Genomic DNA, 20923 nt, shown 5'->3' with positions numbered 1-20923 from the left:
GTTTTGTCGAGCGATGCACTTGTAGCAGACCAGACAGACCACCCGGGGGAACCAGTAGCCGTAACGGCTGCCGGCGCTTTGCCCTGGCGCGTGGTGAAGGACAAGCTTGAAGTCCTGCTGATCCACCGCCCGCGCTACGACGACTGGTCGTGGCCCAAGGGCAAGATCGACGACGACGAGACGGTGCCGGAGTGCGCGGTCCGGGAGGTGCAGGAGGAAATCGGGCTCATCGCCCAGCTGGGCATCCCGCTGCCGCCCATCCACTACCACGTGGCCTCCGGCCTCAAGGTGGTCCACTATTGGGCCGTCAAGGCAAACGGGGTCAGGATGCTTCCGGACGGGAAGGAGGTGGACAGCGTCATGTGGTGCACCCCCGAGAAGGCGGCTGCGCTGCTGTCCAATCCCTCCGACGTCGTGCCCCTTCAGTACCTGCACGACGCGCACAGGCGCGGGGAGCTGGACACGTGGCCGCTCGTGGTGCTCCGGCATGCCAAGGCCAAGCCGCGTTCATCCTGGAGCAAGGCAGAGGGCGAGCGGCCGCTTGCCGCCACGGGGACACGGCAGGCGCAGGCCGTCAGCAGGCTGCTGCACGCTTGGAAGCCGCTCCGCGTGGTGACCAGCCCCTGGCTGCGGTGCGTGGCAACAGTGGCGCCTTACGCGAAGGCGGCGGGGGCGAAGGTGAAGCTCGCGGAGCCGCTCACGGAGCACCGGCACCAGCGGAGCCCCAAAAAAACGGCCGCCGTCATCGAGGGCCTTTTCGACAAGCAGCGGCCGGTGGTCATCTGCACGCACCGCCCCGCGCTGCCCACCGTGTTCACCCAGCTCGGCCGGCACATGCCGGCGCACCTGCGCGCGCTCCTGCCGGCCAAGGAGCCATACCTCTCCCCCGGCGAACTGGTGGTGTGCCACGTGGCTCCAGGCGGGCAGGGTCGGGTCGTGGCCGTGGAGCAGTTCAAGCCGTTCGACGACTGAATGTCGCGCAGCGGCTCCCCGGACCGGCCAAGTAGACTTTAGCCGTGAGCATCCCAACGCCTTATGAAGACCTCCTCCGCGATGTCCTGGCTTCCGGCACGCACAAATCGGACCGCACCGGAACCGGAACCACCAGCGTTTTCGGCCGCCAAATACGCTTCGACCTGACGAAGGGCTTCCCGCTGATCACCACCAAGCGGGTGCACTTCAAGTCCGTGGCAGTAGAGCTCCTGTGGTTCCTGCGCGGTGAGACGAACATCAAATGGATGCAGGACCAGGGCGTCACCATCTGGAACGAATGGGCCGACGCCGATGGCGACCTCGGACCTGTCTACGGTGTGCAGTGGCGCAGCTGGCCCACTCCCGACGGCGGCCACATTGACCAGATCGCGGAGCTGATCGACAACCTGAAGGCCAACCCCGACTCACGCCGGCACATCGTGTCCGCCTGGAACGTCTCCGAGCTCCAGGACATGGCCCTGCCCCCGTGCCACGCCTTCTTCCAGTTCTATGTGGCTGACGGCAAGCTGTCCTGCCAGCTGTACCAGCGCTCCGCGGACATGTTCCTGGGCGTCCCCTTCAACATTGCCTCCTACTCGCTGCTCACCTGCATGGTGGCGCAGCAGGTGGGGCTGGAGCCCGGCGAGTTCATCTGGACCGGCGGAGATGTCCACATTTACGAGAACCACATGGACCAGGTCCTCAAGCAGCTGGAGCGGGAGCCGTACGAGTACCCGCAGCTGAGGATCGCCCGCAAGCCGGCGTCGATCTTCGACTACACGCTGGAAGACTTCGAAGTGGTGGGCTACAAACACCACCCGACCATTAAGGCCCCGATCGCCGTATGAGCACCGAGAACTTCACTGACCCGCAGTCCTTCACTGAGGAACTTGCCGCCTCCGTGACCGGCGTTGGCCTGGTTTGGGCGCAGACCCCGGACGGTGTCATCGGCAAGGACGGCGACATGCCGTGGCACCTGCCGGAGGACCTCAAGCACTTCACCCGGCTGACCATGGGCCACCCTGTGATCATGGGCCGCAAAACGTGGCTGTCCTTCCCTGACAAATACCGCCCCCTGCCCGGCCGCACCAACATCGTGGTCACCCGGCAGAAAGGCTGGGCCGAAACGCCCGAGGCGAAGGGCGCCGTCGTGGTTCCCTCCCTTGACGACGCGCTGCTGGAGTCGCAGTTCGTGGACGGCGGGGACACGGTCTGGATCCTGGGCGGCGGCGAGATATTCCGCCAGGCCACCGAGCTCGCCAACGTTGCGGTGGTCACCACCATCGATGTCGAGGCCGACGGCGACACGTTCGCCCCGGAGCTTGGCACCAGTTGGGAGGCGTCCGTCTCCGTCCCGCCCGACGGGTGGCTCACGGCCGCCAACGGCACGCGCTACAGGTTCACCAAATGGTCAAGGACCGAGGGCTAGGACATGCTCAAGAAACCGGAAACCCTGTTTGTCCTGGGGTACATGCTTCTCCCCCTCCTGGCCCTCCTGTCCGCGATTGTTGGGCTCACCATGATTTTGGGCGGGAACAAGATCGCCGGAGCCATCGTGCTGGTGGCGGTGACTCAGGTTTTCGCGTTCGGTGCGTTCTTCGCCTTGCGTGCCCGAAAAGCCGCTGTGCGGGAGGAATCCGACACTCGCTAGTGGCCTTGTGTCCGCCGATGGGGAGGACACCCCATCGCGCACGTCCCGGGTTGTTCACTAGGCTGGGGCCTGCAGCGTCAGGGACGGCTGTTTCAAAAGATTGGGGGATGCCTGGTGGCAGGAAACTTGTGGGGCGCCGACGTTGAGCAGCTGCGGACGCTCGCGAAGCAGTTCGGCACAACGGCGGACCTGCTGCTGCAGCAGTCCACACAGCTGAGCAGCCAGATCAACAACACGCCCTCCTGGAAGGGCCGGGATGCTGAACATTTCCGTTCCGACTGGAACGGCAACCACCGGGCGCTCCTGCAGAAGACGGCGGCGCGCCTCAAGCAGGAATCAAAGCTCCTGCTTACAAACGCCGATGAACAGGACAGGGCGAGCAGCGCCGGCGGTTCCGGCGGGCCCGGGACAGGTGGCCCGGGTGGCGGCGGTCCGGGCGGGACTGTCCCCGGACAAGGCAGCAGCAACCCTTGGGGCCCCGGCTGGCTGGCAGATCCGGATTCCCCGTTCCGGGACGGGTGGGACATCTACGGCCTTATCAAGGCCTTCCCGAACCTGCGGGCGGGCCTGTTCGACATTGGCGCGATGCTCCATAAGTCACGTGTCGGTGACTTCATGGACCCGGTGGCCTGGCGGGCCTTCCAGAACTCCAACGCCTTCAGCACATTCTTCAACATGTCCAACAACCTGTTCGAGGGCAAGTTCCATGAGGTACTCAACCTTGCCAAGGAAGGCAACGCGTTCAAGTACCTTGATGGTTTCAGCAAGGGCCTGGGAGTCGTGGGCGTGGGCTTGGACTCCCTCGACGCCTTCAACAACTTCCAGGAGGGCGACTATGGTTCTGCCGCGTACTCCACCACCAAGGCCCTGCTGGGCGCCGGTTCCTTCGCTCCTCCTCCCATCGGCACGGCCTGCATGGTGGCCAGCGGCGCGCTGGCCCTCTACGACAACGTGCCTGTCATCCACGACTCCGTCAACTACGTAGGCGATAAGATCGCTGACGGGGCAGAGGCCGTTGGCGACGCTGTCGGCGACGGCGTGGACGCTGTCGGCGATTTCTTTGGCTTCTGAAAACTGAGGAGAACATTCAGTGACTGAGACAACAACCACAGCCAGGTCCTTAACCGCCGGGGGCTTTCCGGACGCCATCGGCTTTGGCTTCGCAGAACTCCTGGTGCTCCTGAACCTCCGGCGCGGCCCGGGCGCCGAAGCATCCGCGAAAGCGCTCCGGCTGGAGGGTGAACTCGACGACGCCCCGCTTCTCTCTGCCGGCGCTTCCTCCCTGGTGGCCCGCGGTGCGGCCACCGTTGAACCGGGTGGTGAGCTGTCCGTAGACGGCCCGGTCGCCGCGGTCACCAGCGCACTGGCGGAGGCAACCAAACGGGTGCAGATCAACCTGCTGACTGCAGACTCCGTGGACAACGTCCTGTCTGTGGAGTCGCCCGCATACCGGATCCTGCTGCAGCCGCGCGCGTACCTTAGCTGGTTCGCCATGGCCCAGCGCCCCGATTCCACGCCGGCGGAAGTCAACTTCTTCATTGTGCGCAAGCACCTCGAAGAGAACCCCTCCGGCGGCGCCACCATCCGGCTGTTGGTGGACGGGGCCGGGCAGCAATTGCTGGTCAAGCGCAGCGGCCAGGGCTGGGCCGTGGGATACGGCATTATCGATGCCCCTGCGGAGCCCATCCGGGAAATCGACGGCCTCACCGACAGCCAGGTGCTGGACCACATCCGATCAATCCGACAGGACTAGCGTGCAGAACGGCATTCCAGCCAGCAACAACCCGGGCAACGTTTCCGGCTCCGACGACCAGGTCCGCGCCTACCACGACCAGGCCTTGGCACAGGGTGAGAAGCGGATCCTGTTCCGAACCGCGGAGGGCAGGCTTCACAGCTATGCCAGGGAAGAGCTCGGCGTGGTCACGGCGAGCTCACACCCGCAGGTGCGGTCCGCCGGCGGCTTCCTGCTGATGGCCGCTTTCTTCGCGGCCGTGGCGGTTTTTTCCGTCATGCTGGTGGCCGGACCCACCAGCCGCGGCCAGGACCCGCTGTGGGGCGCCCTGATCCTGACCGTTGCCGGAATCGGCGGTGTCTTGTACGCCGGGCGGATGGCGAGCGTGGCTTCCCGGGCCAAGCGCCTGCGCGCGGAACGGGGAGTTCCCGAGCCCACTGCCCGCCAGTTCGACAGGTAGCACCCCGCCGGTTGTGACTGCCGGACCGGGCAGTGACGTAACCGACTGCGCCGTCCCGGTTCCGAAGTCTAAACTGGACGAATGACTACAGCAGCTACCCCTTCCGTCGGCCTGGTCGGATGGCGCGGCATGGTCGGTTCCGTCCTGATGCAGCGCATGCAGGACGAGGGCGACTTCGCCAACATCAACCCGGTGTTCTTCTCCACGTCCAACGCGGGAGGTGCCGCGCCGACGCTTGCTGGAACAGCAGCAGGCAGCGCCGGCAAGCTCGAAAACGCGTTCGACGTCGACACGCTGGTTAAGCTGCCCATTATTGTCACCGCCCAGGGCGGCGACTACACCAAGCAGGTCCACGGCGAGCTGCGCAGCCGCGGCTGGGACGGCCTCTGGATCGACGCCGCCTCCACCCTGCGCATGAACGACGATTCAATCATCGTGCTGGACCCGATCAACCGGGACGTCATCGACAAGGGCCTGGTGAACGGCACCAAGGACTTCATCGGCGGCAACTGCACGGTCTCGTGCATGCTTATGGGCCTCGGCGGCCTGTTCAAGAACGGCCTGGTGGAGTGGGGCACCTCCATGACCTACCAGGCTGCCTCCGGCGGCGGCGCACGGCACATGCGTGAGCTCCTCAGCCAGTTCGGCACGCTCAACGCCGAGGTCAGCACGGAACTGGACGATCCGGCGTCGGCCATCCTGGACATTGACCGCAAGGTCCTGGCCCACCAGCGGACTGACATTGATGCCACCCAGTTCGGCGTGCCGCTGGCCGGCTCCCTGATCCCCTGGATCGACGCGGACCTGGGCAACGGCCAGTCCAAGGAAGAGTGGAAGGCCGGGGTGGAGACCAACAAGATCCTGGGCACCTCCGAGGAAAACCGCGTGATCATGGACGGCCTTTGTGTCCGGATCGGTGCCATGCGCTCCCACTCCCAGGCCCTGACGTTGAAGCTCCGCGAGGACCTGTCCGTCGCCGAGATCGAGAAGCTGCTCGACGAGGACAACCAGTGGGCCAAGGTGGTTCCGAACACCAAGGAAGCCTCCATGGCCGACCTGACCCCCGTCGCCGCCTCCGGCACCCTGGACATCCCGGTGGGCCGCATCCGCAAGATGGAAATGGGCCCGCAGTACATCAGCGCCTTCACCGTGGGCGACCAGCTCCTCTGGGGCGCCGCCGAGCCGCTCCGCCGCATGCTCAACATCGCCACCGGAAACCTGTAACGCTTCCGCTGCCCTCGAGCGGCCCTGCCCCGCACAAACGGTGTTGACCGGCACCGTTCCTGCGGGGCAGGGCCGTCCACGTTGTCAGGCGGACCTTCTCCGGGAGCGCTCTGCCATGGCCTGGATGCGACGGTTGAGCTCGGCAGGGCGATCAAGGTGCGTCCACACCTGCCGAAGAACCAACCACCCCTCCTCGATCAGCGCGGTCTCCCGCCCACGCTCGGCCAGCAACACCTCGTCCGTGGACCGGTAGTCCGTGTACTTGCCGGCGCCGTCAAACTCGATGATGATCTTCGATCCAGGGTCGGCAAAATCAGCGCGGAAGAGCCCGACGGACGTTAGTATTTCGACCTGGGGTGTGAAGTTTCGTCTGCCAAGGGAATGCAGCAGTAGCCTGGTTCGCGTTTCGCCTGCCGATTCTGAGCGTCCGTCAAGCGAGTCGAGGAGAAGACGCGCGCGCCGGCTCCCCCGCTTTTCCGGCCCTTCGTCGAGGAGCCGGCGCAACGTAGGCAGGTCGGCTCCTTTCCGGAGAGCGTGGTCGCCTATGACGGCGGCCTGCTCAAGTGGCAGGGTCCGGGCACAGTCCAGGACGGTCCTCGCAAGGCTGGTTGCGAGAATTTCCCTTCCGTCACTGGTCAGGAACGACGTGAGATCCGTGCTGCCGAGGCGTGCCCGATGCGTCCTGACGTCTTCGCCGGCACTCTTTCGCGAGTTGGCGTAGCCCGTGGTGACATGCACCCGTGGCCCCGCGCCCCAGACCTGGCATTCATGCAACCTGGCTGCGCTCACGTGGCTGTACCGTGACGCCCCGCCCGTGGACAAGTGGTGGGCGTGCACCAGCAGGCCATCCCGAACCCATGGCTTCAAACCGTGCCAGTAGGTGCTTCGGACGTACGCACCCCGACGCAGCCGGATGACCAGTCCCGTGCGCACTGCCGCCGTCAGTATCCTGTCTTCGAGGCCCGCGCGCGACAACTGCTGAGTTGCTGCCACAGGGAACTCGGGCCAGCGCTCGTCCAGCAGTTCCCGGATCTTGTCAGGTTTCATGGTCCAAGAGTGGTCCGCCATGGCGCACTGGCGGAAGCAGGCCGCAGCAGGATGTGGACAGTCGCCACGACCTGATACCCGACAGCGGCTCTGCCCCGCACGAGCGGTCTTGCACAGCACCGCTTGTGCGGGGCAGCACCGCTCGTGCGAGCAGGGCCGCAGAGTCAGTTGCCCAGGAACGTGAGGTAGCGTTGGGCGGCTTTGGCGAACGCTGCCCTGGCGGCCGGCCCCAGCGGCTTGGTGGCGTCGAAGAGTTCGGGCACGACGGCGGCATGCGGGCCGGCGCCGTCGCGGGACCATGTGCCGATCACCTCTCCCCCGGCCACCAGTGTCTTCTTGAAGACGCCATTGCCGCCGGGCACGATCCTGTCGGAATGCTCGGGCGGCAGGACCGCGCGCCGGTCAGCATAGCCCAGCAGGAACTCGTCGAAGCCGGGCAGCAGGAGGACGGACCGTTGTCCGGGCAGGCCGCCGTCAAGGAGAGATGCTGTCTCAGCCGACAGCCAATAGGTTGTGCCCCGGAATTCCAGTTCAACCAACTCATGCTTGGCGTCCTCAAAGGCGGCGCGAACCTCGGTGAGGGGAAGCTGGGTCCACCAGGCGAAGTCACGAAGGGTGGCAGGGCCGTGGCTTCGGAGGTACCGCAGCAGTAACTCCGCGACGGCTTCCTGCCGCTCCAGGCTGCGCGAAACGGGTATCCATTCCTCGAAGGGCACCAGCAACTGCTGGTTCTTGGCCAGCGGCCCCTGAACCAGCCACGCGTGCCGGCACAGGGCCCCAGGATGTGGATGCCCCGTTGGCCCCGGGTCGGCTGCCCCGCTGCGTCGAAGGCGGCGAACAGTTCGGTGCGGCTGGCGGGACCGGCCCCGGCAATATGCTCCAGCGCGATGTCCCGGCACTTCTCGATGTCCGCCCACGTGATCTCCAGTTCCCGGTGCCGCGCGGCAATACTCCTTGTGAGCCGGTCCGCTGTGAGGTCAAGCATCCACCGCAGGTCCTCCGGAGCCACTAGGTGCAACGTTCCGCGCATCGGCCAGGACCGCACCACGGCACCTGAATCAATGGCGGACCGGACATCGGTGAGGCCGCATCCGGACACCCTGGCGCCCACAGCCCACATGGCTGCCTGGAGGTCCTGGGCCTGCATGGCGGTCATCCAACGCACCGCTTCGGCGACCGCGCCGAACGCGTGGGTTCCCCCTGCGAGGCCCTGCGAAACCATCCTCAGGCGGCCCAGGATTTTGGGGTTGCGCCGGTGCAGGTCGACAGCCATGTGCCCATCTTAGGCCCGGTTCCGGGCCGCCCGCCCGCGCGCCTGGCCCGGGGTGGTGGATGACCCTGACACCGCCCGGGCTAAAGCTCCAAGCCGATAAGCAGTGGTTCCGGGTGCAGCCGGATGCCAAAGCGCCTTTCGACGCCGGCGCGCACCTCCCGCGCCACCGCCAGCACGTCCTGAGCGCTGGCAGAGCCGCGGTTGGTAATGGCGAGGGTGTGCTTGGTGGACAGGGACGCCCGGCCCCCGCTCACACTGCCCGGCTCCAGCCCAAAGCCCTTGCCGAAGCCCGCCTGGTCGATGAGCCACGCCGCGGACAACTTCACCATCCCGTCATGGCCCGCCGGGTAGCGGGGTGCCTTTTCCGGAAGGGCTGCGGCGATTTCAGCGGGGACGATCGGATTGGTGAAAAACGACCCCGTGGAATAGGTGTCCCTGTCCGCCGGGTCCAGCACCATTCCCTTTGATGCCCGCAGCCGCAGCACTTCCCGGCGCACGTCCGTGGAGTAGGCCCGCTTGCCCTGCTCCACGCCCAGCGAGCGGGCCAGCTCCGCATACCGGATGGGAGCGCTCATCCGGCCGATGGGCAGCTGGAACTCCACGGTCAGCACCACGTAACGCGGCGAGCCATTGGTGGTGGTCTGTTTGAGGATGGAGTCCCGGTAGCCGAACTTCAGCTCCGAGTTCGTGAAAGTCTTGACGGCGTTCCGCTCGCGGTCCCAGGTCCGGACGGCGGCGATGGTCTGGGACACGTCGGAGCCGTAGGCGCCGACGTTTTGCACCGGGGTGGCCCCCGTGGAGCCCGGGATGCCGGCGAGGGCCTCAATCCCGGACCACGCGTGCAGAACAGCGTATTCCACCAGCCTGTCCCAGTTGTGGCCGGCCTGCACCACCACGGCCACGCCGCCGCAGGAATCCTCCGCGTTGACCGTGAAGCCTTCCGAGGCGATCTTCACCACCGTACCCGGGAACCCGTCGTCGGAAACCAGCAGGTTGGAGCCTCCGCTGATGATCAGCAGGGGCTCCCCGGCAGCGTCGGCTGACCGGACGGCCTCGATGATCTCAGCCTCGGTGCGGGCCTCGATGTAGGTGCCGGCGGGGCCCCCGACGGCGGCCGTTGTGAGCTGGGAAAGCAGGGTGGAAGTCACCAGACAACCCTATCGGCAAAGTGGGACACGCTTCCCGGCTCAGCTGAGCCGGACGACGGCCTGGGCCTTCATCAGGACCTTTTGTCCCGCGGAAACAACGGTGAGGTCAACCCGTGCGGTGTTCGCCTCGGCGTCGAGCTTGCCAACGATGCCGCTGACTTCGATGGTGGCGCCGGGCTGGTCGGTGCCCGTGGTGTCCGTGACCAGGACGGGCTTGGTGAAGCGGGTCTGGAAGTCGACGACGGCGGCCGGGTCGCCTGCCCAGTCAGTGACCAGCTGCACGGCCGAGCCCATGGTGAACATGCCGTGGGCGATGACGCCGGGCAGTTCCACGCTGGTGGCGAAGGCTTCGTTCCAGTGGATGGGGTTGAAGTCGCCGGATGCGCCGGCGTACTTGACCAGGTCGGTGCGGCTGACCTCGATGGTGCGGCTGCCGATCTCCTGGCCGGCACTGAGGTCGTGAATGCTGTGGCTCATGGTTACTGTCCCTCTCCTCGGACCAGGATGGACGACGTGGTGGTGGTGACGGGGTCACGGGAATCATCCGTGCCGAGGGCAAAGATCTCCGAACGCGTGGTGATCATTGCCCCGCCGCCCATGGCCCGGACGCCGTCGACGTGGAGTTCCGCCACGAGGCGGTCTCCGGCGAAAATCGGCCGGTGGTGGGTGAAGCGCTGGTCTGCATGGACCACGCGGGAGAAGTCGATGCCCGCTTCCGGATCCTCGATGAGCTGGGCGTCGGCGCGCTGGGCGATGATGATGGCAAACGTCGGAGGGGCAACAAGATCCGCGTGGCCCAGGGCCTTGGCGGCGTCGACGTCGAAGTGCGCGGGATGGGTGGCCTTCACGGCGCGGGCGAACTCGCGGATTTTCTCACGGCCAACGTCGTACACCTCTGCGGCAGGGTAGCTTCGGCCCTGCAGGTCCGGATTGATAGTCATGGGTTCCAGCCTATCGTTGCCCCGCCCGGCAGGGGACTTGCACCACCTTGATATGATGAATTTATCAATCCATCAATTCGCTGGCGCATTGGCCGTCAGTGTCACGTCGAGGAGCTTCCCGTGCTGCCTTCCGCCCAGGCTCCGCTGTACGAAATCAAGGCCAACCTCTTCAAGGGGCTGGCGCACCCTGCAAGGATCCGCATCCTTGAGCTGCTGGCAGCGTCGCCGCAGGAGACCGCAGCAGTGAGCTACCTCCTGGCGGAGACCGGGCTTGAAGCCTCGCACCTCTCCCAGCACCTGGCCACATTGCGCAAGCACAAGGTGGTCACCTCTGTGCGCACCGCCAATGCCGTGACCTACCGGCTGGCGCACCCCGGGATTTCCCAACTGCTTGCCATCGCGCGGACATTCCTCCTGGACAACCTTGCCGATTCAAACGAACAGCTCCGGCTGGCGCAGCAGTTGCCTGCGGGGCACCTCGCTGCCGGGCCCGCCTCGTGAAGCCGGGCGTAAGCACTGACAGGCGGCACCCCGGCCGGTTCCTGCCCTCAAAACTGGATTACGCGGGACTTGGAGCATCGTGGCGGACTGACCTGCTGGCCGGCATCACGGTGGGCATTGTTGCTTTGCCGCTGGCCCTGGCGTTCGGCGTCAGCTCGGGAGTGGGTGCGGAGGCCGGGCTCATCACGGCGATCGTCGCCGGCCTGGTGGCAGCCGTGATGGGCGGATCACCCGTCCAGGTGTCCGGCCCGACCGGTGCCATGGTTGTGGTGCTGGCCCCTGTGGTGGCAGTCCACGGCGCCGGCAGCGTGGCCCCGTTGTCACTCATGGCGGGGCTCCTGGTCTGCGTCCTGGGATTCAGCGGCCTGGGCCGGGCGGTCGCTTTCATCCCCTGGCCCGTGGTGGAAGGCTTCACCCTGGGGATCGCCGCCATTATCTTCCTCCAGCAGGTTCCGCCCGCCACCGGAACATCCGGCGTCCCGGGCCACAACACCCTCATCGCTGCAGTGGAAGCCGCATCCGCCGCAACGGTTCCGGCTGCCCTGCTGACCCTCGCGGTCGTGGCGGGAATCGCCGTCGTGATGGTCCTGGTGCAGAAGCTGCTCAAGGCCCTGCCCGCCAGCCTGATCGCGGTGCTCCTCGCCACGGCGGCCGCCGAGCTGTTCCGGCTGGACATCCCCAGGATCGGCCCCCTGCCGCATTCCCTGCCCGCCCCCGCGGTTCCCGTCTTTGACCTGGATCTGCTGGGCAGCCTGGCCATGCCCGCGGTGGCCATCGCCTGCCTTGCGGCCATCGAGTCGTTGCTGTCCGCCCGGGTTGCGGCAGGAATGACCGGGCCGGACGGCAGACCGAGTGGACCGTACAGCCCGGACCGGGAACTGACAGGCCAGGGCCTGGCGTCAATCGCTGCGGGCCTCTTCGGCGGCATGCCCGCCACCGGGGCCATCGCACGGACGGCTGTGAACGTCCGCTCAGGTGCAAAAACCCGCCTGGCTGCCGCTGTCCACGCCGTGGTGCTGCTCGCGATTGTCTACCTCGCCTCAGGCATGGTCAGCCGGATTCCGCTGGCAGCCCTCGGCGGAGTCCTGATGGTCACTGCGGTGCGGATGGTGTCCCGGCGGACCGTTGCGGCGATCCTCCGCTCCACCAGGTCCGACGCCGCCGTCTTCATCCTGACGGCGATCATCACGGTGGCGTTCGACCTGATCGTTGCCATCCAGATAGGGCTCGCGGCGGCAGCCCTCTTTGCCCTGCGCACGTTCGCCTCGCTGAGCAGCGTGCAGCGGGAGGAGATCCCCGGTCCGCGCGCCGAGGGTGACGAGCACATCGCCGTCCTCCGGCTGGACGGGGCCATGTTCTTCGGCGCCGCCGAACGGATCCTGCAGGAGATCAGCCAGGTCAAGGACGTCCAGGTGGCCATCATCAGACTTTCCCAGCTGAGGATGCTGGACGCCACGGGCGCGCATGCACTGGTGGAGGTGGTCTCCGCGCTTGAGCTCCGGGGAATCACCGTTCTACTCAAAGGCGTCCGGCCGGACCACCTGCGGCTGGTGACGAACGTGGGAGTGATCCGGTCCCTGCGGCACCACAAGCACCTGTTCGGGCACCTCGGGGACGCAGTGGAACACGCCCGCAGCCACGTCCGCCGTAACACCGCCTACCGCTTGTAGCCCTTCCGGATCGCCTGGCCGCGGACCACAATCCCGGCGATGTGCAGGACCAGGCCCAGCCCGATCAGCGGGAGGGAGGCCGTGACCAGGCCGGAGTTGCCGCTGGTGTTGCCTACCAGGTTGAGGATAATTCCGACGGCGATCAGTCCCATCGCACTGAAAACCAGGACTTTGTAGCGGGTGGGCGCGGTGGCCCAGAATTCGTTCAGCACCCTGAAAGTCTACCGGGCAACCTCAGCCGCTCAGCCCGGGGCGCCATGCCTTGGCGGCTGACCGCACCTGTTGCGGAAGCCCGCCGTCGCGCGTTGCAAGGTCCTACAGGGCGGGCTGCACCCCGAAGGCTACCGCGAGCTTCATGATCTTTTCGGCGCGGCCCAGGCGGGGCAGGTCGGAACCGTCACGGATCACGCGGCCGTTGGCTTCGAAGTCGGCCATGAAGTCGGTGGCCCAGGCGACGTCCGACGGTGTGGGGCTGATGACCTCGTTGATGACGGGGGTCTGGTCGATGGCCAGGCAGAGCTTGCCGGTCATGCCCATCATCACGGTGATGCCGGTCTGCTCCCGCAGGATGGGGTGGTTGGTGCCGACGGTGGGGCCGTCGATGGGCCCGGGCAGGTTGCCGACGCGGCTGGCGACAACGAGCTTGGCGCGCGGGTAGGCCATGGCTTCCGGGGTGGCGGCCATGCCGGTGTCGCGGCGGAAGTCGCCGGAACCGAAGGCCAGCCGGAAGGCGCCCTGCGCCTTGGCGATGTTGTTGGCTTCCTCGATGCCGACGGCGGATTCCACCAGCGGGATCACGGGCGTATTGCCGTCCATGCGGTGGAAGCTCTCAGTGACCTGGTCCGCGGATTCGGTCTTCGCCAGCATGATGCCGAGCAGGCCCGGCGTGCCGCGGAGTCCGGCCAGGTCCGCTGCCCAGAACGGGCTGGTGGCGTCATTGATGCGGACCCAGGCCTTGCCGCCGGCGGTCAGCCAGTCAATGACGTTGTTCCGGGCCTGGTCCTTCTGGGAGGGGTCCACGGCATCTTCAATATCCAGGATGATCGAATCGGCGCGGGACATTGCCGACTGGTCGAAGAGCTCCGTCTTCATGGCATTCACGAGGAGCCATGAGCGGGCGATCTCTGCTGGGATATTGCGTTCCGGCCTTACGGTCTCGGTGGCGATGGTAGACGTCATGTATCTACCGTATCCGCCCGGGCAGGGGCACGGGGCACAAAAACGGCCAGCACGGGAGGTTCAATACGAACTAAACGGGATATGACGGCCGGGCAGCGAAAGTAGGTAGCAGCAGGTGTCGTTTCGGGGCGCCAAAACGACACCTGCTGCCAGTCAGTTGGGGTGGGTCAGGGGATGTTGCTGCCGCGCGCAGTCACCCAGAGTCGGTACCAGTCCGTCCGGGTCATCGCCTGGGCCACGCGGGCGGCGTCGGCACAGGCCCGGATCCGGCCCGGGTTGACGGTCCCGATCACCGGCGCGATGCCGGCCGGGTGCTTCATCAGCCACCCGAGCAGGACCGATTCCCCGGAGCTGCCGTACTCCCCCGCCAGCTGCGCCACGAGCTCGACGGTGGCTGCCTCCGCCGACGTCGGGCTCTCCGGTTCCGCGCCCGTGTACAGGCCCCTGGCGAGCGAGCCGTAGGCCTGGAGCGTGATGGAGTTCCGGACGCAGTACTCCAGGGTGCCGTGCGGGAAACTGTAGTCCAGGTGCTCGGCGTGGTTGACCAGCACCTGGCTCTCCAGCCACGCCCGCTTGAGCAGGCTCATTTCCAGCTGGTTCGCCACCACCGGGGTTTCCAGCCGGTCCTGCAGCGCCTCGATCTGCGCCCCGGACATGTTGGAAACACCCAGCTGCCGCACCTTGCCTTCGGCCATCAGCTGCCCGACGGCGGCGGCCACGTCCGCCGGGTCCGCCAAGGGATCCGGGCGGTGCAGCAGGAGGATGTCCACGTAGTCTGTCCGCAGCCGCTTCAGGCTTTCGTTGACGCGCTCCAGGATGGCCTCGCGGCTGAGGTCGTAGTGCCCGGGCAGCCCGGGTTCGCCGAGCCTGATGCCGCACTTGGTCTGCAGCCGGATGCGGTCACGCAGCCCGGGAGTGGACGCCAGCACCTCGCCGAAGACTGCCTCGGACTTGCCCCTGCGGTAGATGTCCGCGTGGTCGAACAGGGTGATTCCCGCGCCCAGGGCAGCCTCGACGGCGGCAGCGGCCTCGTCAACATGCTCGGTGGCATGCGGCTCGTCGGACCAGCTGCCGCCCAGGCCCATGCAGCCATAAATCAGTTCCTGCATCAGCGCAGCCATGCCGTGGTGTTGGCGGGCAGCTTGCCGTCCTCCAGGACGTCGCTGCTGACCAGGACGGTGCCTGCCGGGAGGTCGACGGCGGTGTCCCCGAAGTTGGTCACGGACTGCCAGCCGTTGGGGCGGCGGAAGTGGAGGACCTCCGGGTTGCCGGTTTCCACCCATTCCAGCGCTTCGTCCGTCTGCAGCTCGCGGCGGAGCTTCAGGGCCTTGCGGTAGAGCTCCAGCGTGGAACCCTCGGTCCCGTCCTGCGCCTCGACGGCGTACTTGCTGAACCAGTCAGGCTGCGGCAGGTGCGCGCCGCCGTCGCCGAAGCCGAAGGAGGTTCCCTCGACCTTCCAGGGCAGGGGCACCCGGCAGCCGTCCCGGCCGATTTCGACACCCTTGTTGCGGAAGAACGAGGGGTCCTGGCGTTCGGACTCCGGGATCTCCGCCACTTCCTGGAGTCCCAGCTCCTCACCCTGGTACAGGTAGGCGGAGCCCGGGACGGCGAGCATCAGCAGGGTGGCGGCGCGGGCACGGCGTTCGCCGAGCTCCACGTCCAGCTCCTCCTTGGGGCCGCCGGCCAGCAGCCAGTCCTTGCCGTCCTGGCCCTTGGTGCGCTCTTTGCCCTTGGAGACCTGCGGCAGGCCGTACCGGGTGGCGTGGCGGACAACGTCATGGTTTGAGAAGACCCAGGTGGAGGAGGCCCCCGTGGCAGCTGCCTCGGCAAGGTTGCGCGTGATGATTTCGCGGAACTCCGCCGCATCGAAGTCGGCCTGCAGGAGGTCGAAGTTGAAGGCCTGGCCGAGGCCCTCGGGGCTGGCATAGCGGGCCCGGCGGGTCGCGTGGACCCACGCCTCGGCGACGGCGGTGCGCGGCGGGTTGTACTCGTTGAACACCTCGCGCCACTCGGCGTAGATCTCATGCACTTCGTCGCGGTCCCAGAAGGGGTGCGTGCCGTCGTCGAAACCGTCCACGCCGGTGTTGGCCGCGCTCAGTTCCAGCTTGGACAGCAGCGGTTCGGTGAGGTCCTTGGTGAGCGCGTGCGCCACGTCCACCCGGAAGCCGTCCACGCCGCGGTCGGACCAGAAGCGCAGGGTCTTCAGGAAGTCCTCGCGGATTTCCCGGTTGGACCAGTTCAGGTCCGGCTGCTCCTTGGCGAAGATGTGCATGTACCACTGGCCCGGGGTGCCGTCCGGCTCGGTGATGCGTTCCCAGGCGGGCCCACCAAAGACGGAGTCCCAGTCCGACGGCGGAAACTCGCCGTTGGGGCCCTTGCCGTCACGGAAGATGTACCGGTCCCGTGCGGGGGATCCCTTGGGCGAGGCGAGCGCTTCCTTGAACCATTCGTGCCGGTTGGAGGAGTGGTTGGGGACGATGTCGGCGATGAGCTTGATGCCGGCCTGGTGCAGCGCCCTGGCCATCTCGTCAAAATCGGCCAGCGTGCCCAGCTTGGGGTCAACGTCGCGGTAGTCGTCCACGTCGTAGCCGCCGTCGGCAAGCGCCGAGGGGTAGAACGGGCTCAGCCAGACGGCGTCGATCCCGAGCGACTTCAGGTACGGGACCTTGGCGGTGATGCCCTTGAGATCGCCGATGCCGTCGCCGTTGGAGTCCGCGAAGCTGCGCGGATAGATCTGGTACACAGAGGCTTGGCGCCACCAGTTCGGATCGGCCAGGCGGTCGGAATCGGAAAGGGTTGCCAGAGTGGCGGTGGTGGACAAGGGGTGATCCTTTGCTGCTTGTCGACTATATTTATTTTGGTTCTAAATTTAGCTGCCCGATCATTATCTGGCGCGTTGCACGGAAAGGTCAACAGCATGGCTGAAACCACCGCCGCCACCCCCCAACTGCTGCGCCGTGTCAGCGCCGGCGCCGTACTGGACTTCATGCGCTCCTCCGGCGTCGTCACCGTCACCGAAGTCATGGAAGCCACCGGCCTCACCCGCGCCACCGCCATCTCCGTCTGCGAGGACCTCAAGGAGCGGGGCTGGCTCCGCGAACTGGAGAACCAGCGTGCATCCGGCGGGTACCGGAAGGGCCGGCCCGCCCGCCGCTTCCAACTCAACGAGCGTGCCGGCTACGTACTGGGCATGGACGTGGGGGTTTCCAAGGCCACGGTGGTGGTGTCGGACCTTCGCGGGCAGGTGCTGGGGCGGTCCACGCTGCCCTTCGCGGAAGCCGAAATTTCGGCCGGGGAACGCATCTCCGTCATCGACCGGGCTGCGATGACGGCACTTCGCAGCGTGGGCGCCGCCCCGGAGTCGGTCCTCGCCGTCTGCGCCGGCATTGCCGCCCCGGTGGACCGCAACGGTGACGTGCTGGTGGCCCAGCATTTCTGGGGATTGTTCGACGTCGGCCTGAAGGCAGCCATGCGGGACCGGCACGGCTGGACGGTCCTGCTGGAAAACGACGCCAACCTTGCCGCCCTCGGCGACCGCTGGCGGGGTGCGGCGGCGGGAGTGGACGACGTCGTGGTGATCCTTGCCAGTGAGCGTTTCGGTTCAGGGGTGATCGACGGCGGGCGGCTGCTGCACGGGAGCCGCGGCGGCGCCGGTGAACTCGCCTTCCTGGACCAGGTCGAGGGTGTGGGGGACACCTTCGGCATTGCAAGCCTCGCCAGGACGTGGGCGGCCGAGGCGCTGGCCGGCAAAACCCGGACATCCCTCCGGGATCATGCAGCCCAAGGCGGGGCGGAGGCTGAGCACGTCTTCGCGGCCGCTGCTGAAGGCGACGCCGTGGCCCTGCGCATTCTTGAACGCCTGGCGGACCGGCTGGCCCGGGTCATTGGCGCGGTGGCGACGGTGTTCAACCCGGAGCTTGTGGTGATCGGCGGTGCAGTGGCCAACTCCGCAGGCGTCCTGCTCGAACCGATCAAACGGCGGCTGAAGGATTTCACCGCCACTCCCCCGCGGATTGCGGTCTCGCCGCTGGGCGACTCGATCGTGACCGTTGGGGCCGTCCGGGGCGCGCTGGACTACGTGGAGAAGCATTCCCTCGACTTGCAGCTGGTCCCCCGCGCTTAGTCCGCGCTAGGGCTGCAGGGCGGCGGCGATGGGCAGTGTGCCGTCACAGAATTCGATGGTCCTGCCCGCGGTTTCCGGCAGGTCCAGCACGGCGGCCGCGACGCTTGCCGTGTTGCTCCGCGAGGTTTCCCGGCTGCCCCCGGGAGCGGGATCGACGTCGATCAGCCCGGTTCCCGGCCTGTCCGTCAACGCCCCCGGGCCCAGGATGGTCCAGGCAAGGCCGGTGCCGCGCAGGTACTCGTCGGCGGCGGCCTTCGCCTCGGCGTACGCAAAGAAGGAGTGGTCCTCCGGCACGCCGTGGTCCTTGCCGGCGCCCAGGTAGGACACCATCACGTAGCGGCCCACATTGGCTTCGGCGGCCGCATCCATCGAACGGATGGCCGCGTCCCGGTCCACCGCATAGGTGCGTGCCGGGTTGCCGCCGCCCGCACCGGCGGACCAGACCACCGCGTCATGGCCCTTCAACGCTTCGGCGAGTGCCGCCGTCGTCGCATTCTCAACGTCCAGGACCGACGGCACCGCCCCCGTAGCGGCGACGTCGGCTGCATGGTCCGGGTTGCGGATGAACGAGGTAACGCTGTGGCCTTCTTCCGTGAGCAGGGCGGACAGGTGAAGGGCCACTTTGCCGTGGCCGCCGATGATTGCGATTCGCGTCATGCCCCCATTCTGCCCTTCACCGCAGGACGCGGTAGCGCAGGTAGGCCACGCCGTTGCCGAAACGGCGCAGGTCGAGGAGCTCAAGCTTTGATTCCAGGCCGTCCGGCAGGGCCCGCAGGCCTCCCCCGACCACCACCGGATTGATCAGGAATCCGCACTCGTCCACCAGTCCTGCCGCGAATGCCAGTCCTGCCAGGTTGGCACCGCCGATGCTCATCGTCCCGTCCGTTGCGTCCTTCATCGCCCGGACGGCAGCCGGGTCGAAGGTGCGCTCGATCCGGGTCCGGGGCGTCTCAGCGACAGCAAGCGAAGAGGAGTAGACAACCTTGTCGGCCCCCTGCCAGATCCGGGCATAGTCCTGGATCACCGGCGGGTCTCCGGGGCCGCCCATGGTTTCCCAGACCGCCATAACGTCGTACATCCTGCGGCCGAGCAGGAACGTCCCGACGTCCCGTTCGAGGTCGTTGACGAAGGCGTGGACTTCCTCGTCGGGGGCGCTCCAGTCGAAATTGCCGTTGCGGTCCGCCACGTATCCGTCCAGGGAGGTGATGCAGGTGTAAATGAGCTGGCCCATGGTCCCTATTGTGGCCGCGAAGGCAGGCAGTTGGAAGCCGCCAGGGGCCGCGCGCAGTTCCCCGGCGCGGTCAGGCTGTCCGCCGGTGGTCCGGGCCCGTGCCGAGGAGCACCCGCAGTCCCGGCACCGTGCGGGAAACGTGGCCAAGGCCAAAGGAAAGGAGGAGCCCGAGCACGGCGACCAGGAGGAATTTGGCCCCGGCGGGCCAGGCAACCTGCAGGATCGCCACCTGGAGGCCCACGACGACGAAGATGTGCAGGATGTAGGCGGCATAGCTGGCCGTGGCCATCGCTGACACCAGCCGCACCGGCCGGCGGAAGAGCTCGCGCAACGTGACCAGCAGGCCCACTCCCAGGCCGGCGCAGACCAACGTCTCCAGGGCGACCCGCACCAGCGAACGCCAGTCCACTCCGCCCGTCGCCGTGGCAGCGCCCCAGAGTCCCAGTGCCTGCAGGGAGAAGATGGCCGCGGACGCCACAAGGCCCACAGCCAGCCAGGTGAAGCCGACGCGGCGCTGAATCCGCCGGAACCAGTCGTTCCGGTAGGCGAGGATGCCCAAGGCAAACAGGCTCACATACTGGGTGAGGTTTGCGGGTTCTGCCGGCATGACAAAGAAGAGTGGTACCCAGTCATCGACGGGAAACCACCACCGGACAACCCACGTAACCACGATCAGGGCAGCTGCGTAAGACAGGATGCGCCGTGGCCGGGCGGCGGCAGCATCTGCCGCGGGGTCCCTGGTGAGGCCGGGCGCAACCAGCGGACCCGCTCCGCAAGCAGGACATAGGCGGCCGTATAAAGGAGGAGGTGTGCCAGGAACCAGAGGTGGAAGTAGGCGCCCTGCCAGGCGTCGTCATACAGCGACCTGACGAACTCCCCCGGCTCGGGACTTCCGGATGCCAGATAGGCGAGTGGAACGTTGACCGCCGCGACGAAGACCACGAGCGGCACCCCGATGCGGGCCCACCGTTCCTTGAGGAACCGGCGCGGACCTTTGCGCTCATAGGATCCGGGCAGGAAATAGCCGGCCACCAGGAACAACAGGCCCAGGCCCACGGCCGCGTTCACCGTGTAGAACGGCACGAACCAGTCGCTGGTGGCCTGGTCTTCCACCGGCCAGAAGCCGCCGGTGGGTCCGTACGCCTGGGCTGCATGGTGGATGATCACCATGGAGATAATCAGCACCCTCAGGACATCCACGAAGGCCAGCCGCCCTGTCCCGGCGGACACAGCGGCGGGCCCGCCGGACCCTGCTGCTCGGGACATCCTGAACCCTCCCTGCCGCCACCGTTGCTGCTTCTGACTCCATCGTGGCCCGTCTCACCCACGGCACCAGAGCCAAAGGACCTTCCGTGGGTGCCACGCAAAAAGGGCACAGAAAAGCCCCCGGAATCTTGGGGATTCCAGGGGCTTAGCCTGTAGCGGTGGGGAGGCTCGATCTCCCGACCTCACGATTATGAGTCGTGCGCTCTAACCAACTGAGCTACACCGCCACGAATGAGAAAAACCTGCGCCAAGCCGGTCAAAACCGCCTTGACACAGGCCCTCATCCAGAGCCCCCCACCGGAATCGATCCGGTGACCTCGTTCTTACCAAGAACGCGCTCTACCACTGAGCTAGGGGGGCAACGAGTAAATACTCTACCGGAAGATTTTCCCACCAACAAATCGGCGCTCCAGCGCAGCCCTGGCCCCTTAAAAGCGCAGAAAACCGGGCTTCAATGAGCCTTCGGTGCGCCGATGCAGGGCCGGCAGGGCCCGCAGTGAAACAG

At 66.8% G+C, this 20923-nt stretch carries 23 protein-coding genes, 2 tRNA genes and 1 pseudogene; 11 read left to right on the top strand and 15 right to left on the bottom strand.

What is annotated here, in order from left to right; genetic code table 11:
- Positions 1-3: 3 nt before the first annotated feature.
- The 8 genes from PV768_RS05365 to asd all read left to right on the top strand — a co-directional run bounded on the left by PV768_RS05365 (position 4) and on the right by asd (position 6039).
- The gene (locus tag PV768_RS05365; protein WP_321214093.1) at positions 4-972 is read left to right on the top strand and encodes an NUDIX hydrolase; all 969 of its coding nucleotides are present in this window, start codon (positions 4-6) and stop codon (positions 970-972) included.
- Between the two features lie 44 nt (positions 973-1016).
- Positions 1017-1820 carry a thymidylate synthase gene (locus PV768_RS05360; protein ID WP_421092465.1) on the top strand — a complete coding sequence of 268 codons (804 nt, stop codon included), beginning with the start codon at positions 1017-1019 and terminating at the stop codon, positions 1818-1820.
- A complete protein-coding gene (locus PV768_RS05355) occupies positions 1817-2401 on the top strand; it encodes a dihydrofolate reductase (RefSeq protein ID WP_421092464.1) in 585 nt (194 codons plus the stop codon). Before PV768_RS05360 ends, PV768_RS05355 begins: the two co-directional genes overlap by 4 nt.
- 3 nt (positions 2402-2404) lie before the next feature.
- The gene (locus PV768_RS05350; protein WP_421092463.1) at positions 2405-2623 is read left to right on the top strand and encodes an NF038396 family protein; all 219 of its coding nucleotides are present in this window, start codon (positions 2405-2407) and stop codon (positions 2621-2623) included.
- A gap of 114 nt (positions 2624-2737) precedes the next feature.
- Positions 2738-3694: a hypothetical protein gene (locus PV768_RS05345; protein WP_323056984.1), complete on the top strand. Its 957-nt coding sequence runs from the start codon at positions 2738-2740 to the stop codon at positions 3692-3694.
- A 19-nt stretch (positions 3695-3713) separates the two neighbouring features.
- Entirely contained in the window at positions 3714-4376 is a 663-nt protein-coding gene (locus tag PV768_RS05340) for a hypothetical protein (protein WP_421092462.1), read from the top strand.
- Position 4377: 1 nt separating this feature from the next.
- Positions 4378-4815 carry a hypothetical protein gene (locus PV768_RS05335; protein WP_323056982.1) on the top strand — a complete coding sequence of 146 codons (438 nt, stop codon included), beginning with the start codon at positions 4378-4380 and terminating at the stop codon, positions 4813-4815.
- An 81-nt stretch (positions 4816-4896) separates the two neighbouring features.
- Positions 4897-6039, top strand: coding sequence for an aspartate-semialdehyde dehydrogenase (asd, locus tag PV768_RS05330; protein WP_421092461.1), 1143 nt, complete (start codon positions 4897-4899; stop codon positions 6037-6039).
- A gap of 84 nt (positions 6040-6123) precedes the next feature.
- On the opposite strand, the gene PV768_RS05325 is transcribed toward asd, so the two are convergent.
- From PV768_RS05325 to PV768_RS05305, 5 genes and pseudogenes are all read right to left on the bottom strand, one after another.
- Positions 6124-7086 (bottom strand): hypothetical protein, encoded by a 963-nt coding sequence (locus PV768_RS05325; RefSeq protein WP_421092460.1) that lies wholly within the window; start codon positions 7084-7086, stop codon positions 6124-6126.
- 164 nt (positions 7087-7250) lie between these two features.
- Positions 7251-8206, bottom strand: a pseudogene (locus PV768_RS05320) (winged helix DNA-binding domain-containing protein).
- A 233-nt stretch (positions 8207-8439) separates the two neighbouring features.
- Positions 8440-9507, bottom strand: a complete 1068-nt coding sequence (locus tag PV768_RS05315; protein WP_321214100.1) for a UDP-N-acetylmuramate dehydrogenase — start codon at positions 9505-9507, stop codon at positions 8440-8442.
- A gap of 39 nt (positions 9508-9546) precedes the next feature.
- Entirely contained in the window at positions 9547-9984 is a 438-nt protein-coding gene (locus tag PV768_RS05310) for a MaoC family dehydratase (RefSeq protein WP_421092459.1), read from the bottom strand.
- A gap of 2 nt (positions 9985-9986) precedes the next feature.
- The gene (locus PV768_RS05305) at positions 9987-10448 is read right to left on the bottom strand and encodes an FAS1-like dehydratase domain-containing protein (RefSeq protein ID WP_321214102.1); all 462 of its coding nucleotides are present in this window, start codon (positions 10446-10448) and stop codon (positions 9987-9989) included.
- A 120-nt stretch (positions 10449-10568) separates the two neighbouring features.
- Here PV768_RS05305 and PV768_RS05300 point away from each other — a divergent pair, with 120 nt between their 5' ends.
- Positions 10569-10949: an ArsR/SmtB family transcription factor gene (locus tag PV768_RS05300; protein ID WP_321214103.1), complete on the top strand. Its 381-nt coding sequence runs from the start codon at positions 10569-10571 to the stop codon at positions 10947-10949.
- Positions 10946-12619, top strand: coding sequence for a SulP family inorganic anion transporter (locus PV768_RS05295; RefSeq protein ID WP_421092458.1), 1674 nt, complete (start codon positions 10946-10948; stop codon positions 12617-12619). Before PV768_RS05300 ends, PV768_RS05295 begins: the two co-directional genes overlap by 4 nt.
- On the opposite strand, the gene PV768_RS05290 is transcribed toward PV768_RS05295, so the two are convergent.
- The 4 genes from PV768_RS05290 to PV768_RS05275 form a co-directional block, all read right to left on the bottom strand.
- Positions 12607-12831, bottom strand: a complete 225-nt coding sequence (locus PV768_RS05290) for a DUF3188 domain-containing protein (RefSeq protein WP_370460627.1) — start codon at positions 12829-12831, stop codon at positions 12607-12609. The genes PV768_RS05295 and PV768_RS05290 overlap by 13 nt on opposite strands.
- A 103-nt stretch (positions 12832-12934) precedes the next feature.
- Positions 12935-13798: a CoA ester lyase gene (locus PV768_RS05285; protein ID WP_323056974.1), complete on the bottom strand. Its 864-nt coding sequence runs from the start codon at positions 13796-13798 to the stop codon at positions 12935-12937.
- Between the two features lie 167 nt (positions 13799-13965).
- Positions 13966-14907 carry an aldo/keto reductase gene (locus tag PV768_RS05280; RefSeq protein WP_421092457.1) on the bottom strand — a complete coding sequence of 314 codons (942 nt, stop codon included), beginning with the start codon at positions 14905-14907 and terminating at the stop codon, positions 13966-13968.
- Entirely contained in the window at positions 14907-16619 is a 1713-nt protein-coding gene (locus PV768_RS05275; protein WP_421092456.1) for a glycoside hydrolase family 13 protein, read from the bottom strand. The genes PV768_RS05280 and PV768_RS05275 overlap by 1 nt, the downstream gene beginning before the upstream one ends.
- Positions 16620-16715: 96 nt before the next feature.
- On the opposite strand from PV768_RS05275, the gene PV768_RS05270 reads away from it, so the two are divergent.
- Entirely contained in the window at positions 16716-17921 is a 1206-nt protein-coding gene (locus tag PV768_RS05270; RefSeq protein WP_421092455.1) for an ROK family protein, read from the top strand.
- A 6-nt stretch (positions 17922-17927) separates the two neighbouring features.
- On the opposite strand, the gene PV768_RS05265 is transcribed toward PV768_RS05270, so the two are convergent.
- From PV768_RS05265 to PV768_RS05240, 6 genes are all read right to left on the bottom strand, one after another.
- Entirely contained in the window at positions 17928-18578 is a 651-nt protein-coding gene (locus PV768_RS05265) for an NAD(P)H-binding protein (RefSeq protein WP_157241574.1), read from the bottom strand.
- Positions 18579-18594: 16 nt separating this feature from the next.
- Positions 18595-19152, bottom strand: coding sequence for a dihydrofolate reductase family protein (locus PV768_RS05260; RefSeq protein ID WP_157241573.1), 558 nt, complete (start codon positions 19150-19152; stop codon positions 18595-18597).
- A 70-nt stretch (positions 19153-19222) separates the two neighbouring features.
- On the bottom strand, positions 19223-19822 hold the full coding sequence (locus tag PV768_RS05255) for an acyltransferase family protein (protein WP_421092454.1): 600 nt from the start codon (positions 19820-19822) through the stop codon (positions 19223-19225).
- A 2-nt stretch (positions 19823-19824) separates the two neighbouring features.
- Positions 19825-20418 carry an acyltransferase family protein gene (locus PV768_RS05250; RefSeq protein ID WP_421092453.1) on the bottom strand — a complete coding sequence of 198 codons (594 nt, stop codon included), beginning with the start codon at positions 20416-20418 and terminating at the stop codon, positions 19825-19827.
- Between the two features lie 153 nt (positions 20419-20571).
- A tRNA-Met gene (locus PV768_RS05245) sits at positions 20572-20645 on the bottom strand.
- Positions 20646-20706: 61 nt separating this feature from the next.
- Positions 20707-20778, bottom strand: a tRNA-Thr gene (locus PV768_RS05240).
- Between the last annotated feature and the right edge of the window lie 145 nt (positions 20779-20923).

It is taken from the genome of Pseudarthrobacter sp. CC4 (genome assembly GCF_048957775.1).
GTDB lineage: Bacteria > Actinomycetota > Actinomycetes > Actinomycetales > Micrococcaceae > Arthrobacter.
Note: the sequence above shows the minus strand (reverse complement) of the source record. Positions and strands in the feature narration are given on the sequence as shown.

Excerpts from the sequence above, each read along its gene's own strand:
- PV768_RS05270 (WP_421092455.1), top strand. The coding sequence starts at position 16,716 with ATGGCTGAAACCACCGCCGCCACCCCCCAACTGCTGCGCCGTGTCAGC.
- PV768_RS05355 (WP_421092464.1), top strand. The coding sequence starts at position 1,817 with ATGAGCACCGAGAACTTCACTGACCCGCAGTCCTTCACTGAGGAACTT.
- PV768_RS05265 (WP_157241574.1), bottom strand. The coding sequence starts at position 18,578 with ATGACGCGAATCGCAATCATCGGCGGCCACGGCAAAGTGGCCCTTCAC.
- PV768_RS05325 (WP_421092460.1), bottom strand. The coding sequence starts at position 7,086 with ATGAAACCTGACAAGATCCGGGAACTGCTGGACGAGCGCTGGCCCGAG.
- PV768_RS05260 (WP_157241573.1), bottom strand. The coding sequence starts at position 19,152 with ATGGGCCAGCTCATTTACACCTGCATCACCTCCCTGGACGGATACGTG.
- asd (WP_421092461.1), top strand. The coding sequence starts at position 4,897 with ATGACTACAGCAGCTACCCCTTCCGTCGGCCTGGTCGGATGGCGCGGC.
- PV768_RS05250 (WP_421092453.1), bottom strand. The coding sequence starts at position 20,418 with ATGTCCCGAGCAGCAGGGTCCGGCGGGCCCGCCGCTGTGTCCGCCGGG.
- PV768_RS05310 (WP_421092459.1), bottom strand. The coding sequence starts at position 9,984 with ATGAGCCACAGCATTCACGACCTCAGTGCCGGCCAGGAGATCGGCAGC.
- PV768_RS05305 (WP_321214102.1), bottom strand. The coding sequence starts at position 10,448 with ATGACTATCAATCCGGACCTGCAGGGCCGAAGCTACCCTGCCGCAGAG.
- PV768_RS05280 (WP_421092457.1), bottom strand. The coding sequence starts at position 14,907 with ATGCAGGAACTGATTTATGGCTGCATGGGCCTGGGCGGCAGCTGGTCC.
- PV768_RS05285 (WP_323056974.1), bottom strand. The coding sequence starts at position 13,798 with ATGACGTCTACCATCGCCACCGAGACCGTAAGGCCGGAACGCAATATC.
- PV768_RS05350 (WP_421092463.1), top strand. The coding sequence starts at position 2,405 with ATGCTCAAGAAACCGGAAACCCTGTTTGTCCTGGGGTACATGCTTCTC.